The organism is Variovorax sp. UMC13, from assembly GCF_014170375.1.
In the GTDB taxonomy this organism is placed as follows: domain Bacteria; phylum Pseudomonadota; class Gammaproteobacteria; order Burkholderiales; family Burkholderiaceae_C; genus Variovorax.
The window spans coordinates 312382-332242 of sequence record NZ_LZZW01000018.1 but is presented as its reverse complement, the minus strand read 5'-3'; the positions used below and the strand labels follow the sequence as shown (position 1 = coordinate 332242).

General features: G+C 66.8%; 14 protein-coding genes and 1 pseudogene. 6 read left to right on the top strand and 9 right to left on the bottom strand.

Annotated features, from left to right (window positions below):
* Positions 1-55: 55 nt before the first annotated feature.
* The 5 genes from A9977_RS16285 to A9977_RS16265 form a co-directional block, all read right to left on the bottom strand.
* On the bottom strand, positions 56-2383 hold the full coding sequence (locus A9977_RS16285; RefSeq protein WP_183025897.1) for an ATP-binding protein: 2328 nt from the start codon (positions 2381-2383) through the stop codon (positions 56-58).
* A 261-nt stretch (positions 2384-2644) separates the two neighbouring features.
* Positions 2645-2872, bottom strand: a complete 228-nt coding sequence (locus A9977_RS16280; protein ID WP_183025896.1) for a tripartite tricarboxylate transporter substrate-binding protein — start codon at positions 2870-2872, stop codon at positions 2645-2647.
* 223 nt (positions 2873-3095) lie between these two features.
* A complete protein-coding gene (locus A9977_RS16275; RefSeq protein ID WP_183025895.1) occupies positions 3096-4475 on the bottom strand; it encodes a cytochrome c in 1380 nt (459 codons plus the stop codon).
* On the bottom strand, positions 4472-6244 hold the full coding sequence (locus A9977_RS16270) for a GMC family oxidoreductase (protein WP_183025894.1): 1773 nt from the start codon (positions 6242-6244) through the stop codon (positions 4472-4474). Before A9977_RS16270 ends, A9977_RS16275 begins: the two co-directional genes overlap by 4 nt.
* A gap of 10 nt (positions 6245-6254) precedes the next feature.
* The gene (locus tag A9977_RS16265; protein ID WP_183025893.1) at positions 6255-6992 is read right to left on the bottom strand and encodes a gluconate 2-dehydrogenase subunit 3 family protein; all 738 of its coding nucleotides are present in this window, start codon (positions 6990-6992) and stop codon (positions 6255-6257) included.
* 230 nt (positions 6993-7222) lie between these two features.
* Between A9977_RS16265 and A9977_RS16260 the strand changes: the two genes are divergently transcribed.
* From A9977_RS16260 to A9977_RS34305, 4 genes and pseudogenes are all read left to right on the top strand, one after another.
* On the top strand, positions 7223-8014 hold the full coding sequence (locus tag A9977_RS16260) for a hypothetical protein (RefSeq protein ID WP_183025892.1): 792 nt from the start codon (positions 7223-7225) through the stop codon (positions 8012-8014).
* Positions 8015-8126: 112 nt separating this feature from the next.
* Positions 8127-9032, top strand: coding sequence for a LysR family transcriptional regulator (locus tag A9977_RS16255; protein WP_183025891.1), 906 nt, complete (start codon positions 8127-8129; stop codon positions 9030-9032).
* A gap of 233 nt (positions 9033-9265) precedes the next feature.
* On the top strand, positions 9266-10453 hold the full coding sequence (locus tag A9977_RS16250; protein ID WP_183025890.1) for an MFS transporter: 1188 nt from the start codon (positions 9266-9268) through the stop codon (positions 10451-10453).
* Between the two features lie 92 nt (positions 10454-10545).
* Positions 10546-10677: pseudogene (locus tag A9977_RS34305) on the top strand (IS481 family transposase); the annotation flags it as partial.
* A 43-nt stretch (positions 10678-10720) separates the two neighbouring features.
* Here A9977_RS34305 and A9977_RS16245 read toward each other — a convergent pair.
* Positions 10721-12904, bottom strand: a complete 2184-nt coding sequence (locus A9977_RS16245) for an FG-GAP repeat protein (RefSeq protein ID WP_183025889.1) — start codon at positions 12902-12904, stop codon at positions 10721-10723.
* Positions 12905-13324: 420 nt separating this feature from the next.
* Here A9977_RS16245 and A9977_RS16240 point away from each other — a divergent pair, with 420 nt between their 5' ends.
* Entirely contained in the window at positions 13325-13756 is a 432-nt protein-coding gene (locus tag A9977_RS16240; RefSeq protein WP_183025888.1) for a VOC family protein, read from the top strand.
* A 134-nt stretch (positions 13757-13890) separates the two neighbouring features.
* Here A9977_RS16240 and A9977_RS16235 read toward each other — a convergent pair whose 3' ends face one another.
* Genes A9977_RS16235 through A9977_RS16225 form a run of 3 tightly spaced genes read right to left on the bottom strand, consistent with a single transcriptional unit; the run spans position 13891 to position 18057 of the window.
* On the bottom strand, positions 13891-14874 hold the full coding sequence (locus tag A9977_RS16235; protein ID WP_183025887.1) for a tripartite tricarboxylate transporter substrate binding protein: 984 nt from the start codon (positions 14872-14874) through the stop codon (positions 13891-13893).
* A 41-nt stretch (positions 14875-14915) separates the two neighbouring features.
* Positions 14916-17030: an acetate--CoA ligase family protein gene (locus tag A9977_RS16230; RefSeq protein ID WP_183025886.1), complete on the bottom strand. Its 2115-nt coding sequence runs from the start codon at positions 17028-17030 to the stop codon at positions 14916-14918.
* A 7-nt stretch (positions 17031-17037) separates the two neighbouring features.
* Positions 17038-18057 carry a tripartite tricarboxylate transporter substrate binding protein gene (locus A9977_RS16225; protein WP_183025885.1) on the bottom strand — a complete coding sequence of 340 codons (1020 nt, stop codon included), beginning with the start codon at positions 18055-18057 and terminating at the stop codon, positions 17038-17040.
* A 245-nt stretch (positions 18058-18302) separates the two neighbouring features.
* Here A9977_RS16225 and A9977_RS16220 point away from each other — a divergent pair, with 245 nt between their 5' ends.
* The gene (locus A9977_RS16220) at positions 18303-19856 is read left to right on the top strand and encodes a long-chain fatty acid--CoA ligase (protein WP_183025884.1); all 1554 of its coding nucleotides are present in this window, start codon (positions 18303-18305) and stop codon (positions 19854-19856) included.
* Positions 19857-19861: the final 5 nt, after the last annotated feature.

Here is a 19861-nt window from a genome sequence, read left to right as displayed (position 1 = left end):
TCGAGCCGCCGCTGCGCACGGCGACATGCCGACGTGTCGTCGTGGTACAGCCCACTCAAGCAGACTTAGGGTGGTATTTGTTGCTGCGATTGTTGAATGCGGGCATGGTGCCTTCGAGCACATCAACTACATGCCCATTGATCACGGGATTTTCGATCGCTCCGGACAGGTAGGAGATTTTCGATCCGCCCTTGCGATCGAATGTGGACCAGATTAGTTGCTCCGCGTCGCAAACCACCGCGAGGTTAGGGTTGTGCGTCACCATAATGATCTGACGGAATTTCTTTGCCTTAGTCAGGACGGGAACGAGCAGGTTATAGACCGTCTCGTTGTCGAGATTCTCTTCGGGCTGGTCGAGAATGATCGGGTTGCGACCTTTATCGACGAGAAGGTAAAAAATGAGCAGCAATGCGCCGCGCTGCCCCGGCGATAGCTGTTCAATCTTGGTTTCCTGAAATTGCAAGGAGTACCGGGGCTCAAGAAATGACAGTCCGAAGAGCAAGTCGTAGACATCCACACGGCTGAGCACCTTCAAGCGCTCGCGAACGTTTTGAACAGCCCGAAGCCTCCCGGCGAGGGCAAGGCTGATGGCTATGTCGTTTGTGGCACTGGCTTCAATGGCCTTTAGTCCGACCGTGATCTCCTCCAGGCGCGTTGTCGCCGCCTGCTGGTCTGGCGTCATCGCGTCAGGCGGCTTTGGGCCAGCCGTCGGCCTGATCTTTTTGTGCTCGGCGATCTGATGATTTTTCGCCCCTAGGAGTTCTTGCACCGAGCTTTTCACGTCGGGCTGAAGCCGCTCTTCGATGACGGCGATCTCAGCATTGATGAGACGTAAGTCCTTCCGGAAATCGTTCAGCTGGATGCGGAAACCAGTCTCCTGCTGCTCGATCAACTGGTCGAAGTTGTGAGCGCCCAAACGTATTTGATCGCTTGTGTGGGAGAAGATGACCGAGCGTAGCTCCTGCTCGAATGCGTTCGAGCTTCCCGAGACATGCGCATTACACAGGTCTTCAAAGTGTCCTTGTGGAATGTAGCGCACCATTTCGACCTTATCGGCCGCTGGATCTTCGGAGAGCGGCCTCGATTCGCTCGTGCCATCAGTCCAAGTCAGCTTGCCGGTGAAGTTCTTTGCCGGCTCACCGGTCTTGCCGCGAAAGCGGTCCTTTTTCAAGAAAGAGAAGTGCAGCTTCTGGCGTGAGTTGCCCAATAGCGCGACCACGTCTGCCAGGGCACTTTTTCCGCTGCCCTTGTTGCCGATGATCGCCACTAGATCGGAGTTAAAGAGGACGGCCGTGCCGTCGAGCCAGACGCCCGGTGCTCCTGCAACATGTTTCGTGATCTCGACGCGGTCGATGAAGTAGGTCTTGTTGGCTTCGATCTCTGCCTGTTTTGGCGGTCGATCGCCGATAAAGGATCGCTTCGCCGGCTCCATGATGGCTTGTTGCAGGCCGAGGAATGTCGGGTCCGCCTTGATCCATGTGACCTTTCCGGAGGGAAAGTCGCCGTAGCCACGCTTGTCGTTGTCATCCTTGACGCCGACGAAGCAGTGCGCATCGCTACCTGAGACGACAAGACGGGGAACATTGCCGAGCCGTTCTTGAAACTTCTTCAAGAAAGCTTTGTTTTTCTCAGTCTGCTCGTTGATTAAGCAGTCACGCAGTTCCAGGTTGCGAGACTCGAAGATCGGTGAGGACTTGAACAGCGAGATGAAGAACGCGTAGTGCTCCTGCCACTTGACTTCCTTGAGGCCGTCACTCGTATCAAACGGCATGAAACCAATCGCGAGACCGTCCTTGATGTGTGCGATCGCCGCCTTGTAGCTTTCGGCGGTCAGCTCGGCCAATGAGCATCCTGCATGAAGCGCCTTGGCCTCGTCTGCCATGTCGGTCTTCTTGAAGCCCTTTTGATTCAGGTTGTCCTCGGAAGTAGTCCGCGCTAATTCGACTAACGCGGCATTCGAGAGCGCGTTTCCAGTCTCCGCTATGCGGAGCATTGACTTGAAGTCGTGGAGTATCTGATCGGATGTCTGATCCGAGAATACAACATGCGCGTTGAGGCGCTTTCCCGGTGTGTTCATTGGCGCCATAAGGCGGAGTTCAATGCCCGGAAAAACAGTCTTGCTGAGTTTTGGCGCGCCGTCTTCCTTCAGGCGGCGCTGCAGTGCAAACCAGCCGTCAAACGTCCAGTAGTCCATCAATGCGAAAACCGCCGGCCGCGTCGCGTTAAGAGCCGCAATCATCTCATCGACCAAGCCGCGGTTGTGCGCAGAGTTCGGGTCAGCGTCGAACCTTGCGCCTTTCCAGTGAAAGGACGCTGGGGTGTGGACATGCAGGTCCCACTGCCTCCACTCGGATCCGCGTTCTAATAGGTTTGGCGATGTCATCAACTCTCCTTCGCGGATGTTTTCGTAAGTAAGGGTAACCGATCCCATCTTTCGCTCGGCTGCGAGCGCCGGCAATGTAGTTAGAAGCGTGATCCGGGCGCGACAGCGCGAAAGTCGGCAACGGCTGCGAAGCAGCCCCTCGGGGTTGCTATCGAACTTCCGCTTCCGTTCAACGGGTAAGCCGCCGCCGTGAGTTGCCTGGCCTCTCTCCGACAGCTCCAGCGTTCTGGCTGCGCCACCACGTACCGCCCCGCCACTCTGTCAATTGCCCCGCTGCGGCGTGCCCGTCGGCGCAAAGAAGTCCCAGAGCCCCGCATGCTCGGAGACCTTGAAGCCCTGCTTCGTGAAACTGGGGATCTGCGACGCAAGCGTTATGCGGTGGGTGCCGAGCACGCCCAGCAGTTTGGCGCGGCCTGACTCGGCGTGCGGCAGTGCTTCGCCCAAGATGACGAAACCACCCTGGGCATAGCCGCCCAGGATGTTGGCCATCAACTACATACCGACCTTGCAAAGCACTCCATAAACGCGCCCGTGATGAGCGGTGGTCTCGATCGCCTACGCACCAGTAGCCTGCCCAGTGCACAGGGCATCGGGTGCTCCCCGCAGCGAAATAAAGGAGGAGCCGAAGGCGGGGGACATTCGCGGAGGGGAGTACCCGGTGGCCTGTGCACGCGCCCGGAACGCAAGCACTCCGCAAATCACTTACAGCGTTTCACGGTCCCTTCGCCGTAGCCACAGGTTTGAGCGCTTCCCGAACCTTCGCCACCTGCCCCGCCGTCACCGCATCCCCCTGATTCCCCCAACTGGCCCGCGCAAAGCTCAACACACTGGCCACGTCCGAATCGTTCAAACGCCAACCGAAGTCCGGCATGGCGATAGGCGACGGTGCCTGCGTGGTACTCGGCATGGCCGAGCCCGCGAGCACGAGGCGGATCAGCGAGGTAGGGTCCTTGGCGTTCACCACGCTGTTGCCCGCGAGCGCCGGAAAGGTCTTGTTGGCGCCCGTGCCGTCCGAGCGGTGGCAGGCGTTGCAGTTGTTGAGGTAGACCATCGCCCCGCTGTTGGCCTCGACCGTGCCGTTGCGCAGTGCCTGCGCCGTCGGGTGCTGTGGCGCCGCGGCGACCAAGGCCGCCTGTGTCGGTACGGCGGGCCCCCCGGACTTGGCGCCCAGCGATTGCAGGTACACCGCGATCGCCTGCAGGTCCGCCGTCGACATGTGCTGCGTGCTGTTCTGCACCACGGCGACCATGGCACCGAAGGCGGCGGTCTGGCCTGTGCGGCCGGTCTGCAGGTACTGCACGATGTCTTCGGACGACCATTGCGCCATCGTCGGCCGGTCGGTGTGGCGCAAGGGCTGGGCGTACCAGCCGTCGATGATCGCGCCGGACAGGTAAAGCTCGCCCTTGCGGTCGCTGGCGGCCTTGACGCCGCCGAGCACGCTGCGCGGCGTGTGGCAGTCGCCGCAGTGGCCCAGGCCCTGCACCAGGTAGGCGCCGCGGTTCCATTCGGCGCTGCGTGCGCTGTCGGGCTGGTACGTGCCCTTGTCCAGGTAGAGCCAGTTCCAACCGATCATCAGGCTGCGCATGCTGAAGGGCCATGGCAGGTCGGTGGGCGGCGGCTGCTGCGCCACGGGCTGCACGCCGTTGCGGAAGAAGGTGAAGAGCGCGTGCATGTCCTCGTCGTTCACGCGCGCAAACGAGGGGTACGGCATGGCGGGATACAGACGGTGGCCGTCCTTGGCGACGCCTTCGCGCAGCGCGCGGGCGAAGTCGGCCTCGGTGTAGGCGCCGATGCCCGCCTGCGGGTCGGGCGTGATGTTGGTGGAGACGATGGTGCCGAAGGGCGTCTTCATCGGCAGGCCGCCACCGAAGGCCGGCTTGCCCGGCGCGGTGTGGCAGCTGACGCAGTCGCCCACGCGGGCGAGGTAGCGGCCGCGCTCGAACACGGGGTCGCCTGCAGCGGTGGGCACCGCGGCCGAAGCGGCCGGCGTTGCGGCGACAGGCGCATCGCTCTTCTGCGCCATCGCCCAGGCCCCCGCCCCCATCAGCACCACGGCCGCGGCGATGCCGCCGTACACACGACGCGCGTTCATGCCAGCGCTCCCGGGTTCTTCAGGTACTGCTCGCGGATGGCCTTGGCCGACCAGTAGGCCAGCGCGCCCACCATGCCCGTCGGGTTGTAGCCGAAGTTCTGCGGGAAGGCGCTCGCGCCCATCACGAACACGTTGGGCACGTCCCACACCTGCAGGAAGCGGTTGACGGCGCTGGTCTTGGGGTCGGTGCCCATGGGCGCACCGCCGGTGTTGTGGGTCGACTGGTAGAAGCGCACGTCGTAATGGGCGTCGGGCTTCTGGAAGTTCATCTTCATCTGCTTCGGCCCCATGGCCTTGGCGATCTGCTCGACCTTGGTGCCGATGAACTGGGTCATCGCGAGGTCGTTGGCCTTCCAGTCGAAGGTCATGCGCAGCAGCGGCTGGCCGTGCACGTCCTTGTAGGTCGGGTCCAGGTCGAGGTAGTTGTCGCGGTAGGCCATCACCGAGCCCTGGCTGCCCACGCTGGCCATGTACAGGTAGTTCTCCTTCACGGACTTCTTCCAGCCCGCGCCCCAATTGGGCGCGCCGGGCGGCAGGCTCATCTGCTGGATCGGCCGCCCGCCGGTGTTGATGCTGTTGATGGTGGCGCCGCCGATGAAGCCCAGCGGGCCGTGGTCGAAGTTGTCGCCGTCGAAGTCGTCGATGACCGAGCCGCTGGCGCCCGCGCCGACGAAGGGGTTCATCGGCTGCTCCTTGTCGAAGAACAGGCTGGCGCCGCCGTTGAGCTGGTAAGCGTAGTTGCGACCGATCACGCCTTCGCCGGTGGCGGGGTCGTAGCGCTTGCCGATGTTCGACAGCATCAGCAGCCGCACGTTGTGGAACTGGTAGGCGCACAGCACCACCAGGTCGGCGGGCTGCTCGACCTCGTTGCCTTCGGCGTCGACGTAGGTCACGCCGGTGGCGCGCTTGCCGTCAGGCGACATGTTCACGCGCAGCACATGCGACCTGGTGCGCAGCTCGAAGTTGGGCCGCTTCATCAGCACCGGCAGCAGCGTGGTCTGCGGCGAGGCCTTGGAATACATGTAGCAGCCGTAGCGCTCGCAGAAGCCGCAGAAGTTGCACGGCCCGAGCTGTGCGCCATGCGGGTTGGTGTAGGCGCGCGAGGCGTTGGCGGCGGCCTGCGGAAATGGGTGGTAGCCGAGTTCGCGCGCGGCCTTCTCGAACAGCTTGGCGCTGTTGACCGAGGCCAGCGGCGGCAGCGGAAACTCGTTGGCGCGGGCGCCTTCGAAGGGATTGCCACCGGCCTGGATCTTGCCGCCGATGTTGCCGGCCTTGCCCGAGGTGCCGCAGATCTTCTCGAACTGGTCGAAGTGCGGTTCCAGCTCCTCGTAGCTCACGCCGAAGTCCTGGATGGTCATGCCCTCGGGAATGAACTTCTTGCCGTAGCGCTCTTCGTAGGTGCTGCGAATGCGCAGGTCGCTGGGCAGCGGGCGCCAGTGGTGGCCGTTCCAGTGCACGCCCGCGCCGCCCACGCCGTCGCCGGGCAGGAAGGACGCGAGCTGCCGGTACGGCACGGCGATCTCGGCCGGCGTGTGGCGGATGGTCACGGTCTCGCGCGAGAGGTTCTGGAACAGCTTGCCGCGGATGCCGTAGCTGAGCTCGTCGGTGATGCGCGGGTAGGCGAAGTCGGGTTGGGTGTCGCGGTTCTCGCCGCGCTCCAGCGCCAGCACCTGGAGGCCGGCGGATGTGAGTTCCATGCCCATGATCGCGCCGGTCCAGCCGAAGCCGACCAGCACCGCATCGACACGGGGCTTCTTGATGTTGGCCATGTGTCGTCCTTCAGCCTTGCGGGCCGCTGATGCTGACCGGCGGCAGGTTGTACTTCACGCCGGGGCGGTCGACCCAGTCGGCATAGTCGGCGCGCGCCCCCGGAAAACCGATCATCTTCCAGGCCGCGGCGTTCTTGTTGCCGCCGTGGATGGGGTCGCTGAAGTAGCCCTCCTTGGTGTTCTGCAGCAGGAAGCCAAAGAAGTCCTTGGCGCCCACGCCCTCGAGCGTGACGGTGCCGGCCTCGAGGCCCGTGAGCACTTCGTCCTGCTGCGCGGCCGTGAGCTGGGCGAAGCCCTTGTCGGCGTACTGCTTGCGGCAGTAGGCATCGGTGGCGGCGATGCCCGCGCGGTACACCTCGCGCGGCGGCATCTTCTTCTGGTAACCGAAGAGCGGCGACACCTCGACGAAGGGGCCCTGCATGTACCAGGTGGCGGCATGGCCGAAGGCCCCTTCCATCTGGCGGTCGATGAACTCGGGCACGCCGGCTTCGATGGCGCCGGGGCCGGCATCGTCCGAAGGGATCAGGCGCGCGACGGCGGCCTGGACGAAAGTCCATTCCGTGGCGTTGAAGTAGACCGGTGTGTAAGGGGGGCCTGCCGTGACAGCCGGGGGCGGCGCGTTGGCCGTGGATGTCTGGGCCAGCGTGGCGCCGGTGAGGCCACCGGCGCCGAAGGCCGTGGCGGCCGGCACGATGGCAATGGAGCGGCGCAAGAAGCTGCGCCGGTCGGCAAAGGACTCGTCTTTCATCGCGTTGTGTGCGGCCCCAGAGACCGCTTGTTGTGATTGCGAAACGCGATGATGAAGTCGCCTGCGGCCGGCCGATGTAGGAAAGGGGCTTGCGGAGGGTCCGCATTGCTGCAGCGGCGGCCATTCGAAAGCCAACTGAAAGCATGGCGACGATCGTCGTCACGCGGAGCGTCTTTCTGCTCCGCTACGCTCGGTCTGTCGGGGCCCACTGGCCCCTCAGGAGAACCGCCATGCAAGAAGACGCCATCGACTTCCGCAACACCTCGCCGTTCAGGCCGGTCAACACCTTCAGCCACCTGCGCTTGAGCGAGGTGCGCTCGCTGGCCGAGGTGCTGGCCTGCCTGGACGCGCTGCAAAGCCGCGAGCCGGCGCACCGATTCCTCTGCACGCTCGATGACATCGACCAGTGCTGCTACACCAGCATGCACGCCCGCGAGGATGCGCGGCTCACGCCCGACGATGACGGCGCGAACGAGGACGTGGACTACGACGACCCGGTCGCGCTGCACGCCGACGAGGCACGGCAGCTCGCGCATGTGGCGGCCCAGCTCGACGTCCCCGCGTTGCAACAGGACTGGGGCACGTTGGCCCAGGCAAGGCTGAGCTCGCAAGAGGACGTGGACGCATTGCTCGCGATGAACCGCGACCCCGACCAGCTGCTGGCCCACGACGACGTGGTCTATGTGCAGCGCGTGCCGGTGGCGCGCGACGACCTGCTCATCGCCGGCCTGCCCAACGGCTACTTCAGTGCCGACTGGGACGTGTTCCAGAACCACGCGCTCATCCGCCACCTCGCCACCACGCACGGCTACCGCTTCTTCGGCATCGGCGCCTCATGGCGGGGCTTCGTGCGCCCGCAGGCACCGGACGAAGCGCAGGCGCGCCGCCTGGTGGACGATCTCGCGCGGGTCTATCCCTCCGACGATGCGGCCGCAGCGGCCGAGGCCTGGGGCGCGCTCGCTTCGCTGCTGACGGGGTGCAAGACCTTGTTGCTGGGCTACACGGAGAACTTTGCGGCGTAGTGCTGCAGCACGACTTGGCCGAGAACGTGCCGGCGCCGCCTCGACGGGGGCCCACCGTCGCGCTCGCCTGCCCCACACTGCGCCGCTACAGAAAAGAACACAGACAACGCCGATGCTCGAAACCCGCCTCCTCCAACAGTTCATCGCCGTCGCGGAAGAACTTCATTTCAGCCGGGCGGCGGAGCGCCTGCACATGGCCCAGCCGCCTCTGAGCCAAGCCATCCGGCGACTGGAAAGCGAGATCGGTTCTCCGCTATTCCTGCGCACCAACCGCAGCGTCGCGTTGACGCCGGCCGGCATCTCCTTCCTGGAACAGGTAAGGGCCATTCTTCAGTCACTGGACGAGAGCGTCGCGCACACGCGCCGCGTCGCGCAGGGGATCGACGGCCGGCTGACCTTGACCTTCATCCACATCACGCCTTACGCACCGCTGCTGCGTGCGTTGCGCCAGTTCCGGGCCGCATCGCCCGGCGTTGCCTTTGAGATGATCGAAGCGACGACGCGGGAGCAGGTCGAGGCCCTGGAAAATGGCTCGGCCGACATCGGGTTCATGCGCACGCCCGGGACGTCCACGCCGACCCTGCGCTTCGAGACCGTCGCGCGCGAGCCGATATGGGTGGCGCTGCCGGCGGGGCATCGGCTCGCGGGCCATGCCTCCATCGAATTGGCGTTGCTGAAGGACGAGGACTTCGTCGCGTCGCCCCGGCCGCTCGGGCCGGGCTTTCACGATCAACTCGTCCGTCTTTGCCAGGCTGCGGGGTTCCAGCCTCGGGTCGCGCAGCACGCACGCAAACTGCAGACCTTGGTCGCACTGGTCGCGAGCGGCTTCGGCATTGCGCTGATCCCCGCATCGTTGGCGAACGAGGCGCGGGAAGACGTCGCGTTCCGCCCCATCACCGCGGCGGGATCGGAGGACCTGTTGCAGCTGGACCTGCTCATGGCATGGAACGGGTCACGGGCATCGCCTCTGCGGGACAGGCTGATCGGGGAGATGCGGCGGCGCCTCCCGCAGCCTTGAAGCCTTGAAGCCCTGAGGCACTGAGACCTTCGACGTCTCGATTCGCGACACGAACGGTATTTCACGAGCGCCCGTGCCGGCACTAAGCTGCCTCGGCACCCACCGTCCGACGCGGTGTGTCGCAATGCCGTGACCCGTGCTGGCGCATGCAGCATCCGAAAACAGGGACAGCGCCGGCCATGGCCGCGCGAAGCGTTCCGGGGTCTTCTTTCCGTCGCCGACCTTGGAACCCCATGCCTGCAGCCATCTATGTTTTTTCACTGTGCACCTTCGCCTTCGGACTCTCCGAATTCGTCGTTGCGGGCCTGCTCTCTGCCATGGCCACGGACCTTCATGCCCAGATCGCCGCGGTGGGGACGGCCATCGCGGCCTATGCCTTTGGCGCGGCCATCGGCGCTCCCTTCGTCACGGCCTTTGTGTCGCATTGGCGGGACAAGCACGTCCTGATGGCGGCCGTGGCGGTGCTGGCCCTTGGCAGCGTGCTGATGAGCCTTTCGCCGAACCTTCCGACGCTGATGGCCATCCGCTTCGTGGTGGGACTGGGGCATGGCGTCTTCATGGCGGTCGCGTCGGATGCCGCGACGAAGCTGGTCGACCCGACACGCGCCGGCCGCGCGCTCTCCGTGGTCTGGATCGGACTGACGCTGGCGCTCGCCGTCGGCGTGCCGATGGGCACCTTCCTCGGCAGCCTCTGGTCGTGGCGCATCATCTTCCTGGCCATCGGGGCGCTGGGCACCCTGAGCATGTTCGGCTTGCTGTTCTTCATGCCCCTTCGTCAGGCCGACGCGCACCCTGACCGTCGGATGAGTGCGTGGCAGGGTCTGCAATCCGTCGCGCACCCGCAGTTGATGACCACGGCCGGCATCAGCGCGCTGGTGAGCGTCGCGACCTTTTCCTTCTTCACCTTCGTTTCGCCCTACCTGCTGGACGTCACCGGCGTCGACGTCCGATGGCTGAGCGCGGCAATGCTTGGATTCGGCCTGTGCGCCATCGCCGGCAACCTTCTCGGCGGCTATCTGGCGGATGCGATGGGGCCCGTCGGCAGCACCCTGGCCGCGTTGGCCGGGCTGACCTTGAACCTGCTCGGCTTGTATGTCTTGAACGGTTCTCCGGCCGCGATAGTGGTCCTTGTCGGATCGTTGGGCATGTTCTTCTTCTGCATCGTGACCTTGCTGACCCTGCGTCTGCTGAAGCAGGCCCAGGCACTGGCGCCCGCGTCGACGGCCGTGGCTGCGGGCTTGAACATCGCGTCCTTCAACCTGGGAACGGCGCTGGGTGGGGGACTGGGCAGCCTCACCATTTCGTATGCGGACCTGTCGCTGGTTCCCTTGGCGGGTGCGTCGGCTGCTGCAGCGGCGGCGGCGGTCCTTTGGCTGCAGACAAGACGCGTCGGGCTGCGCGAGGCAGCGGCCTGGTTGTGAAGGCCCAATAGGTTGTTTCGGGTGTTCACCCGGAGAAGTTTTGAGAGACTGGAAGTCGCCAAACCCCCAATCCACTCAAAACCCAAAACCGGATGAACACCCATAAGCATGCCCGGCTTACCTTTGCCCGCCGACTCGAGAGGGTCAAGCAGATGACCCTGGAAGGCCTCGATGCTGTGCGCGCTGCAGCCGCACAGGGCGTCACCGCTGCGACGGCAAGGAAGTCTACGAGGCCGACGGTAGAGGGCGGCGATTTCCCTTGGTTTGCTAGTAGAGGTATGCCGCCCCCCGGCTGGTGCTGCTGTTGTCGGCTTGATCGCCCCCGATGCCACTCGCGGCGCTGCTTTCTCCCGTCGCGCCCACCGCGATCGTCCGGCCGTCCGCCGCGATGTCGATCACGCTGCCGAACGCATCGCCGCTTCCGGTGTTGGGCGCCTTCAGGTATCTCGTGTGGGCGAACTGCGCGCCTGTTAGTCGGTACAGGTGAACGGCGCCAGCCGTCGGGGCCGCGCCTTGCGTCGGGTCGGCATCGACGCCGGTTCCATTGCTCGAATCACCGAGCGCGGCGATCGCCAGGACGGTGCCGTCGGGCGTGAGCGCCATGCCGAAGCCGCCGAAGGCGGCGTTCGGCACGGGTTGGGGCGCCGGGATCGTCTGGGCGAGGGTGTAGGCGCCCGCATGGCGCCGGAACACATACGCGACACCCGCGCGAAGCACGCCGCCGACCGATTTGTTGCGCGCACCGATGACCACCGTGTCGCCATCGCCCGAGATGGCGGTGGAGGCCCCGAACAGATCGTCGACGCCGGGCAGCGGTGCCTTGAGGTAGGCACGCTTGGTCCATGCGTCCGCGCCCGCATCGTAGCCATAGACGAATGCCGCGCCGGCATTGGCCATGCTGGTGTCGGTTTCATCGGTGAGCGAGCCGCTGCGTTCGTACTGTGCGCCCACCACGATCGTGCTGGCATCGGCCGAGATCTTGGCCTGCACGCCGAACAGCCCGCCCCGCTGCGGATGCTCAGGTTCGATTGTGGCCTCCCTGGCCCAGATGCCGCCTGTCTTGCGGTACACGTGAAAGCTTCCGCCGCTGGGGCTCGCGTACTCTCCGACCACGGCCACCGTGCTGTCCCGCGAGATACCGAGGAACGCGCCGAAGTTGCCGAGATAGCGAGGCGCTGGCGGGTTCCACGCGTCGGACTGCGTCCAGCCCGATGGAGTTCGTGAGAACACCTGCACCAGGCCCTGGTCGGCAAACGCGCCATCGTGGCCGAACATGCCCACCAGCAAGGTGCCGTCGTCAGAGATGACGGGCCTGGGATAGCTTCCGACCTGGAAGCTCAGCGTTTGCGCCCACTGCCACTGGCCCGCGCTGCGCGTGAACAATTCCAGGGTGGCCGAAGCGCCAACGGCCATGACGCTGCCGTCCGGGGACAGGGCCACACCTTGACCGAAGTCGCGGATGTCGGTGACGGCCTCCGGCTTGAAATAGCCGATGGCCTGCTTTGCGTCCGCCGTGACCGGCAGCGACCACGGACTGCAGCCATTGGCATTGCAGGCCTGCAAGGCATAGCGCCAGGCGGCCGGCGGCTGGGTCAGTGCCAGCTCCTGCAGCGCATAGGTGGTGCTGCCGAGGTTGTCGGCCAGCACGGTGAAGCTGCCTGTGGCGCCCGGGTCTTCGCCCAGGCGGTAGTAGCTGGCGTTGCCGATGGCCGGCCAACTGAACAGGAACGATTTGGGCGCGTAGGCCATGGTGGGCGGGGCGGGAATCGGCGGCGCGAGCGTCAACGGGTCGGCCACGCAGAGTGCGACGATGGACGTGACCGGCGCCGTGACCGTGCCGTTGGCATGGGTCAGCGTGCAGGCCTGGCCCAGAGGCTGGGTCCGCAGCGTCACTTCATAGGCGGCACCGTAAGGCAGCGCCTGAGCGAAGTTGAAGCGACCGTTGGCTGACACGCTCAGTTCGTCGATTCCGTTGTTGCGCAGCATGAGCGTGCCGGACAGGCCGCTGACGGTGCCCCCGATGGGGAAGGTCTGGGCCGCGCACACCACGCGCACTTGCGTCACATTGGCCGTTGCACTGCCGAGGCCTGCGCTGACGGCGCAGGTCTGACCGTCAGGCTGCCGGGCAACGGTCACGGCATAGGGGTTGCCCGCTGTCACGCCGGTGGCGAAGACAAAGGCGCCGTCGGCCGTGAGCGTGAGGTCGTCCCTGTCGTTGTTGCGCAGAACGATGGTGCCGCTCAGGCCGCCGACCGTGCCGCCGATGGCGTAACTGGCGCTCGTCGGAGGTTGCACGGTTGCTGGAGGCGGCAGGGAGCCTGCGCCATCCCCGCCGCCGCAGGCCACAAGCGCTGCCGTCACACTTGGCAAGAGGGCTGCACCCATGCGCCGCCGGTACAAAAACAAGAGATGCACTGCAGCCCGTGCGTGGGACATGAAAAATTTGTACATGGCAATTGCCCAGGTGAATGCAACCAAATGTGAATGCGTTCGAGCCTAGGGATGGGGTGCCAGCCTGTCTATCCCCGAAAACTGGTAAGTGGCAGGAGGCAAGGGGGTGGGGAAAAGTTGCTTTTCGACCTGCGGCTGCAGCGTCCAGCGCTGCGTCGAATGTCGACCTCATCGCCTTCAACGCGTTCTTTCCGCGACTTCATGAAGAGGCGCACTCCGCGCAGAGAAGCGGATCGAGCAATGGGCGGTAGCAGAGTCTCGCCGGCTCCATCATGTCGGGCGCGCGAACCAGTGCGGTGACGAGAAAGGCGGCCTTCTGCGTCGTGCCGATGTCTTCGGGTTGGCGGTCGTTGAGAACCCAATGACAAGCGGGCGCTTGTCGATCAGCGATCGGTGGAACCTCCAAAGGATGAGCACGCCATGAACGGACATCAACCCGTCGCGGCCTTCGGGCATTTTGCGATGAAGGTCAACGACATCGATGCAAGCTACAAGTTCTATTCCGAATTGGGGCTGCGTCCCTTCGGAAGATATCCCGGCCTGGGAATCATCGAGTTGCGCGGCGGGACCCACATCCTGCTGCTCGACAAGCGCGACGCGCAGCCGTTTTCGATCGAGTCCGGCCATCTGGGCCAGCGGAGCGCGTTCTTCAACGAGCACCTCGATCTGATGATCGAGGGACGGTCCAGGGACGATCTGGCGCGCTTCAGGACGAGCCTGGTCGAAAAGGGCTTGTCCGTGGATGAAATCGCGGACGACCAGCTCTTCGGCCACGATTACTTCGGGTTGTCCGATCCGGATGGCAACGGCATCACGTTCTACACCAGCCACACGGCAGACCTGCCGCAATAGGCAGTCGCCGGGCCAGCAGATGGCGCCTGACGCCGCCGAGAGCGGGTGAGCGTGTCGACCCGCCCTGGTCTTTCGCGCGGTCTGCCGGGCCGCGTTGACCCGCAGCCAGCACGGGAACGCTCGGGGCGCCCTCCTCACTCCACCCGCAGATTCAAATCCTTGATCAGCCGCGACCACAGCAGGTTCTCCCGCCGCACCGCCGCCATCAGTTCCCCCGGTCCCTCGCCCGAAGGCTCCAGCCCCAGCCCGACCATGCGCTCCTGAAGGTCCGGCTGCGCCACGGCCTGCCGCACCGCCACGGCGACCTTGTCGATCGCCGGCTGTGGCGTGCCCGTGGGCGCGAAGAAGCCCCAGAAGCCGCCATGTTCGTAGCCCTTGAAGCCCTGCTCGGTGAAGGTCGGGATCTGCGGCGCGAGCGGCATGCGTCGGGTGCCGAACACGCCCAGCAGCTTGGCGCGGCCCGACTTGGCGTGCGGCAGCGCCTCGCCCATGGTGAGGAAGCCGCCCTGCACCTGGCCGCCCAGGATGTCGACCATCAGCGGTGCGCCGCCCTTGTAGGGCACGTGCGTCATCTCCAGGCCATCGTCGCGCATCAGCTTCTCGCCGTAGAGATGGCCCGACGAGCCCTGCCCGGCCGAACCGAAGCTCAGCTTGCCCGGCTGGGCCTTGGCCATGGCGATGAACTCGCGCATGTTGTTGGCGGGCACCGACGCGCCCACGGTGAACACCAGCAGGCCGTAGTTCGACAGCGAGACCGGCGCGAAATCCTTGAACACGTCGTAGCCCGGCTTGACCATGAGCAGCGGCGCGAGCACGAAGGAATTGACCGCGAACAGCAGCGTGTAGCCGTCGGCCGGGGCCTTGGCCACGAAGGACGCGGCGATGGCGCCGTTGGCGCCCGGCTTCGGGTCGACCAGCACCGGCTGGCCCAGCGGCTTGGCGATGCGTTCGGCGATCGTGCGCGCGATGCCGTCGACCAGCCCGCCGGCGGCAGAGGACACGATCACCTTGATGGGCTGGGTCGGGTAGGTCGTGGCCGCGCGTGCGGGCAGCGCGCCGAGTGCGGGGGCCAGCAGCCCGCTGGCGCCCCATTGGGCGAATCGTCGTCGTTGCAGCATGGTGTTCTGTCTCCTGTGGTTCTTCGATGGATGGCTGCGCGTCAGCCGGCCGGGCCCCACACGGCCAGCGCATCGAGCGCCTCGACCGTGCGGCCCTGCACCCGCAGCGGGTTGACCTCGAGCGACACCAGCTCGGGACCCAAGGCCAGCGCGGCATTGCCGATCGCGGCCACGGCCTCGGCGATGGCGTCGCGGTCGGCCGCGGGGGCGCCGCGCCAGCCGTCGAGCAGGCGGCTGCCGCGCAGCTCGGCCAGCATGTCCTTCACGTCCGCCGGGGTCACGGGCAGCACGCGCAGGCTGGTGTCCTGCAGCACCTCGACCCAGATGCCGCCCAGCCCGACGGCCAGCACCGCGCCCCATTGCGGGTCGCGCAGCGTGCCGACGAAGAGTTCGAGGCCGTCGCGGCGCATCGGTGCCACGAGGATGCCGTCGATCTGCGCATCGGGCCGGGCCGCGCGCACGCGGGCGTGCATCGCCGTCCAGGCTTCGGCCACGGCGGCGTCGCCCTGCAGGTTCAGCGCCACGCCGCCGACCTCGGTCTTGTGCGGGATCTGTGCCGAGGCGATCTTCAGCACCACCGGCGCCTCGAGCCCGCGCGCGAAACGCACGGCCTCGTCGACGTCGCGCGACAGCTGCATGGGCACCACCGGCACGCCGCGCGCGCCCAGCCAGGCCAAGGTCTCGCGTTCGGAGGCCGGGCGGTCGGCCGAAGGCGCTGCCACCGTGGCGGCCGCCTGTGCCTGGCGATGGCGGTGCACCGCGTCGGACCAGCGCCGCACCGCACCGGCCGCGCTCATCGCGTGGTGGATGCCGCAGGCGATGTGGCGCACGCCGCTCTCTTCGATCAGCGCGCGCGAGCGCTCGGTGACCTGCATCACGTAGTGGCTGCAGACGATGGCGGGCACGGGGCTCTGCGCCAGGCCGCGCGCCACTTCCTTCAGCACGGCGCCGGTCAGTGGCGTGTCGTTGACGGGGGCGTTGGGCACATCGGCCACCACCACGGCCAGGCCGATACCCGGGTCGCGCACCAGCGCGGCGAGCGCGTCGCCGAAGAGCTCGGGCTTGAGCATGGCGGCGCCGGTCACGTCCAGCGGGTTGTGGGCCGTGCCGTAGCCCGGCAGCACCTCGCCCAGCGCGGCCACGGTGGCGGGCGCCAGCGCGGGCAACGCCAGGCCTTCCTCGTCGGCGCGCTCGGCCATGATCTCGCACATGCCGCCCGACATCGAGACCGCGGCCACGCCGCCGGCCGGCAGCACGCCGGTCTGGCTGGCGAAAGCGGCCGTGAAGACCAGGTCCTCGATGCCGCGCACGCGCATCAGGCCCAGGCGCTGGCAGACCGCGTCGAACACGCGGTCGTCGCCCACCAGCGAACCGGTGTGGGCCTGCGCGGCCTGGGCGGTGATCTCGCTGCTGCCCATCTTGAGCACCACGATCGGCTTGGCCGCGGCCAGTGCGCGCTCGGCCGCGGCGGCGAAGCGCGCGGGGTCGCGCACGGTCTCGGCGAAAACCGCGATCGACTGCGTGTGCGGGTCGTCGACCAGGTAGTCGATGACCTCGGCGATGTGGATGTCCGACTCGTTGCCGGTCGAGACCAGCCGGCTCAGGCCGATGCCGTGCACCTGCGCCATGAACGACAGCTGGCCCGCGAGCGCGCCGCTCTGCGACACGATGCCTAGCGTGCCGGCCGGCAGCGGATCGCGGATGGACGCGGTCCAGACCGCCGAGCGGTCGACGTAGTTGATGAAGCCCAGGCAGTTGGGCCCGAGGATGCGCAGGCCGCGCTCGCGCGCCATGGCGCTCAGGCGCTGCTGGCGCTCGCGCCCCTCGGCGCCGGCCTCGGCGAAGCCCGAGCTCAGCAGCACCGCGTTGCCGATGCCGGCCGCGTGCAGGTCGTCGAGCGCTTCGTCCAACGCCTCGGCCGGGATCATCAGCAGCGCCATGTCCACCGGCTCGCCGATGGCCTTGGCCGAGGTGGCGGCGTTGCGGCCGTAGACCTCGCCGCCGCGGCGGTTCACCGGGTACAGGCGGCCGTCGTAGTCGAGCTTCTGCAGCGTGGCGTGCGCGGCGTTCGACCAGACCGAGCGTTCGGTCGCGCCGACGAAGGCGATCGAGCGCGGGTGCAGGAAGCGGTGCAGTGAGGAGGATGCTTGATTCATTGCGTTGTCATTCGTTGAGCTTGAAGCCGAGTTCCTCGACGAAGCGCTTGTCGCTGGCCGTCTGGGCGATGGCGAAGCGGCGGTACTGCTCGCTGTCCATGTGGACCGCGGGCTGGCCCTGCACTTCGAGCGCCTTGAGGAATTGCGGGTCGGAACTGGCGGCCAGGAAGGCGTCGTGCAGCGTCTTCACGACCTGCGGGCTCATGCCCTTGGGGCCGGCCAGGCCGACCGGCGAGCGCACCGCGATGTCGTAGCCCAGTTCCTTCAACGTCGGCACCTGCGGCCAGCGCGGCGAGCGCTGCTCGTCCATCACGGCCAGCAGGCGCAGCTTGCCGGCTTCCACCATGCTGCCCCAGCCGGCCTCGGTCATGACCTGGATGTGGCCGCCCATCGTGGCCTGCACCACTTCGGAGGCGCCCTTGAACGGGATGTAGTTGAGCAGGAAGCCCGCGGCCCGCGACAGCCGCGAGATGCCGATGTGGCCCGAGCTGCCCTGCCCGATCGCGCCGAAGGAGATCTTGTCGGGCGTGGCCTTGGCCGCGGCGATGAGTTCGGGCAGCGTCTTCCAGGGCGCGTCGGCGGCCACCACGATGCCGAAGCTGTAGCTGGTCACGCCGATGATGTAGGTGAAGTCGGCGACCGGGTCGTAGTTGACCTTCTGCACATGCGGCAGGCGGAACAGCGTCGAGGGGATCATCGAGATCGTGTAGCCGTCGGGCGCGGCGCTGCGTGCCATCGCGGCCGGTGCCATGGTGCCCGCCACGCCCGGCTGGTTGACCACCACCACCGGCTGGCGCAGCGTGTGCGAGGCGGCCTGTGCCAGCGCGCGGATCTGCACGTCGGTGGCGCCGCCCGCAGTGAAGGGCAGCAGCAGCGTGATCGGCTTCGACGGGAACGGCGCGGCGGACTGTGCCTGCACCTGCACGTGGAAGGACAGCGAGAGCACGGCCGAGGCGGCGGCCATGGCGCCGCGGCAGAAGCCGCGCTTGCAGAGATCGGCGGCGCGGATGGCGGTTGGGTTGGGCATTGTCTTGTCTCCGGTGTGTCGCAGGCCGCGTGCTGCGGCCCCGGAGAATTCTCGGCCGCTGCATCGTGGCGAACGCTCGTCCAAAGGGACGAATTTGGCGTGCTCACCCGTGCTGGCCCATCGCACGCTACGCGCCGAATCGTCGATTCGGACGACAGCCAAGCCACGGCCCGCGCACAAGAATCGAGGCCGGGCGGGACCCTCACGCGCCCCGCCCTTTCACGCCCTCCCGGAGACCGCTTTTCATGGAACTCACCCAGCCCCTGCACAAGGCCCTGCAGGAAAAACCCCAGGCCACGGCCCTGGTCTGCGGCACGCGCCGCAGCAGCTTCGCCGCCTTCGTCGACCGCGTGGCGCGGCTGGCCGCGGTGCTGCAGGCGCAGGGCGTGCAGCCCGGCGACCGGGTCGGCATGATGGCGCTCAACTCCGACCGCTATGTGGAGTTCTTCTACGCGGCCTGGTGGGCCGGTGCGGTGGTCAACCCGGTCAACATCCGCTGGAGCGCGCGCGAGGTCGCCTACTCGCTCGACGACTGCGACACGCGGCTGCTGCTGGTCGACGCGAAGCATGCGGCGCTGGGCGCGCAGCAGCACGGCCTGTCACGCTCGCTGCAGACGCTGGTCTGGTTCGACGACGGCCCCGCGCCCGAGGGCCTGCACGATGCCGAGGCGCTGATGGCGCAGGCCGTGCCCGTGGCCGATGCGCGCCGCGGCGGCGCCGACCTCGCGGCCGTGATGTACACCGGCGGCACCACCGGCCAGCCCAAGGGCGTGATGCTGACGCACACCAACCTCTATACGGGCCAGCTCTCGGCCAACATGGCGGCCACGCGTCCGGTCGACGCGGTGGGCCTGAACATGGCGCCGCTGTTCCATGTGGGCGGCGTGGGCCTGACGCTGCAGCTCATGCTGCGGCTCTGCACCCAGATCGTGATGCCGGCCTTCGACGAGGTCCAGGTGCTGGAGGCGATCCAGAACGAGCGCGCCAGCGAGACCTTCATGGTGCCCACCATGGTCAAGCGGCTGATCGAGCATCCGCGCTTCGCCGATTACGACACCTCGAGCCTGCAGCTGGTGCTCTACGGCGCGGCGCCCATCGACGACGCGCTGCTGATGCAGGCCATCGAGAAGCTGCCCCAGGCCGGCTTCTGCCAGCTCTACGGCATGACCGAGCTGTCGCCCGTGGTGACCGTGCTGCCCGCCTGGTGCCACCACCCCGAGCAGCCCGCGCACCGCCGCCGCTCGGCCGGCCGGCCGGTGCCGATCGCCGAAGTGCGCATCGTCGATGCCGAAGGCCTGCCGGTCCCCAACGGCACGGTGGGCGAGATCGCGGCGCGCGGCCCGATGGTGATGGCCGGCTACTGGAACAAGGCCGAACAGACCGCCGAGGCGTTGCGCGACGGCTGGATGCACACCGGCGACGGCGGCCGCATGGACGACGACGGTTTCCTCTACATCGTCGACCGGCTCAAGGACATGGTCGTGACCGGCGGCGAGAACGTGTACTCGGCCGAGGTCGAGAACGCGATCACGCAGCTGCCGCAGGTGTCGATGTGCGCCGTGGTCGGCGTGCCCGACGCGCATTGGGGCGAGCGCGTGCACGCGGTGGTGGTGCTGCGCGAAGGCCAGGCGCTCACGGCCGAGGCGCTGATCGCGCACTGCCGCACACTGATCGCGGGCTATAAGTGCCCGCGCAGCGTGGCTTTCGCGAGCGAACTGCCACTGTCGCCGGCGGGCAAGATCCTCAAGTACAAGCTGCGCGAGCCGCATTGGGCCGGCCGCGACAGAAAAGTCGGCTGACGCGA

Excerpts from the sequence above, each read along its gene's own strand:
- A9977_RS16285 (WP_183025897.1), bottom strand. The coding sequence starts at position 2,383 with ATGACATCGCCAAACCTATTAGAACGCGGATCCGAGTGGAGGCAGTGG.
- A9977_RS16280 (WP_183025896.1), bottom strand. The coding sequence starts at position 2,872 with ATGGCCAACATCCTGGGCGGCTATGCCCAGGGTGGTTTCGTCATCTTG.
- A9977_RS16275 (WP_183025895.1), bottom strand. The coding sequence starts at position 4,475 with ATGAACGCGCGTCGTGTGTACGGCGGCATCGCCGCGGCCGTGGTGCTG.
- A9977_RS16270 (WP_183025894.1), bottom strand. The coding sequence starts at position 6,244 with ATGGCCAACATCAAGAAGCCCCGTGTCGATGCGGTGCTGGTCGGCTTC.
- A9977_RS16265 (WP_183025893.1), bottom strand. The coding sequence starts at position 6,992 with ATGAAAGACGAGTCCTTTGCCGACCGGCGCAGCTTCTTGCGCCGCTCC.
- A9977_RS16260 (WP_183025892.1), top strand. The coding sequence starts at position 7,223 with ATGCAAGAAGACGCCATCGACTTCCGCAACACCTCGCCGTTCAGGCCG.
- A9977_RS16255 (WP_183025891.1), top strand. The coding sequence starts at position 8,127 with ATGCTCGAAACCCGCCTCCTCCAACAGTTCATCGCCGTCGCGGAAGAA.
- A9977_RS16250 (WP_183025890.1), top strand. The coding sequence starts at position 9,266 with ATGCCTGCAGCCATCTATGTTTTTTCACTGTGCACCTTCGCCTTCGGA.
- A9977_RS16245 (WP_183025889.1), bottom strand. The coding sequence starts at position 12,904 with ATGTACAAATTTTTCATGTCCCACGCACGGGCTGCAGTGCATCTCTTG.
- A9977_RS16240 (WP_183025888.1), top strand. The coding sequence starts at position 13,325 with ATGAACGGACATCAACCCGTCGCGGCCTTCGGGCATTTTGCGATGAAG.
- A9977_RS16235 (WP_183025887.1), bottom strand. The coding sequence starts at position 14,874 with ATGCTGCAACGACGACGATTCGCCCAATGGGGCGCCAGCGGGCTGCTG.
- A9977_RS16230 (WP_183025886.1), bottom strand. The coding sequence starts at position 17,030 with ATGAATCAAGCATCCTCCTCACTGCACCGCTTCCTGCACCCGCGCTCG.
- A9977_RS16225 (WP_183025885.1), bottom strand. The coding sequence starts at position 18,057 with ATGCCCAACCCAACCGCCATCCGCGCCGCCGATCTCTGCAAGCGCGGC.
- A9977_RS16220 (WP_183025884.1), top strand. The coding sequence starts at position 18,303 with ATGGAACTCACCCAGCCCCTGCACAAGGCCCTGCAGGAAAAACCCCAG.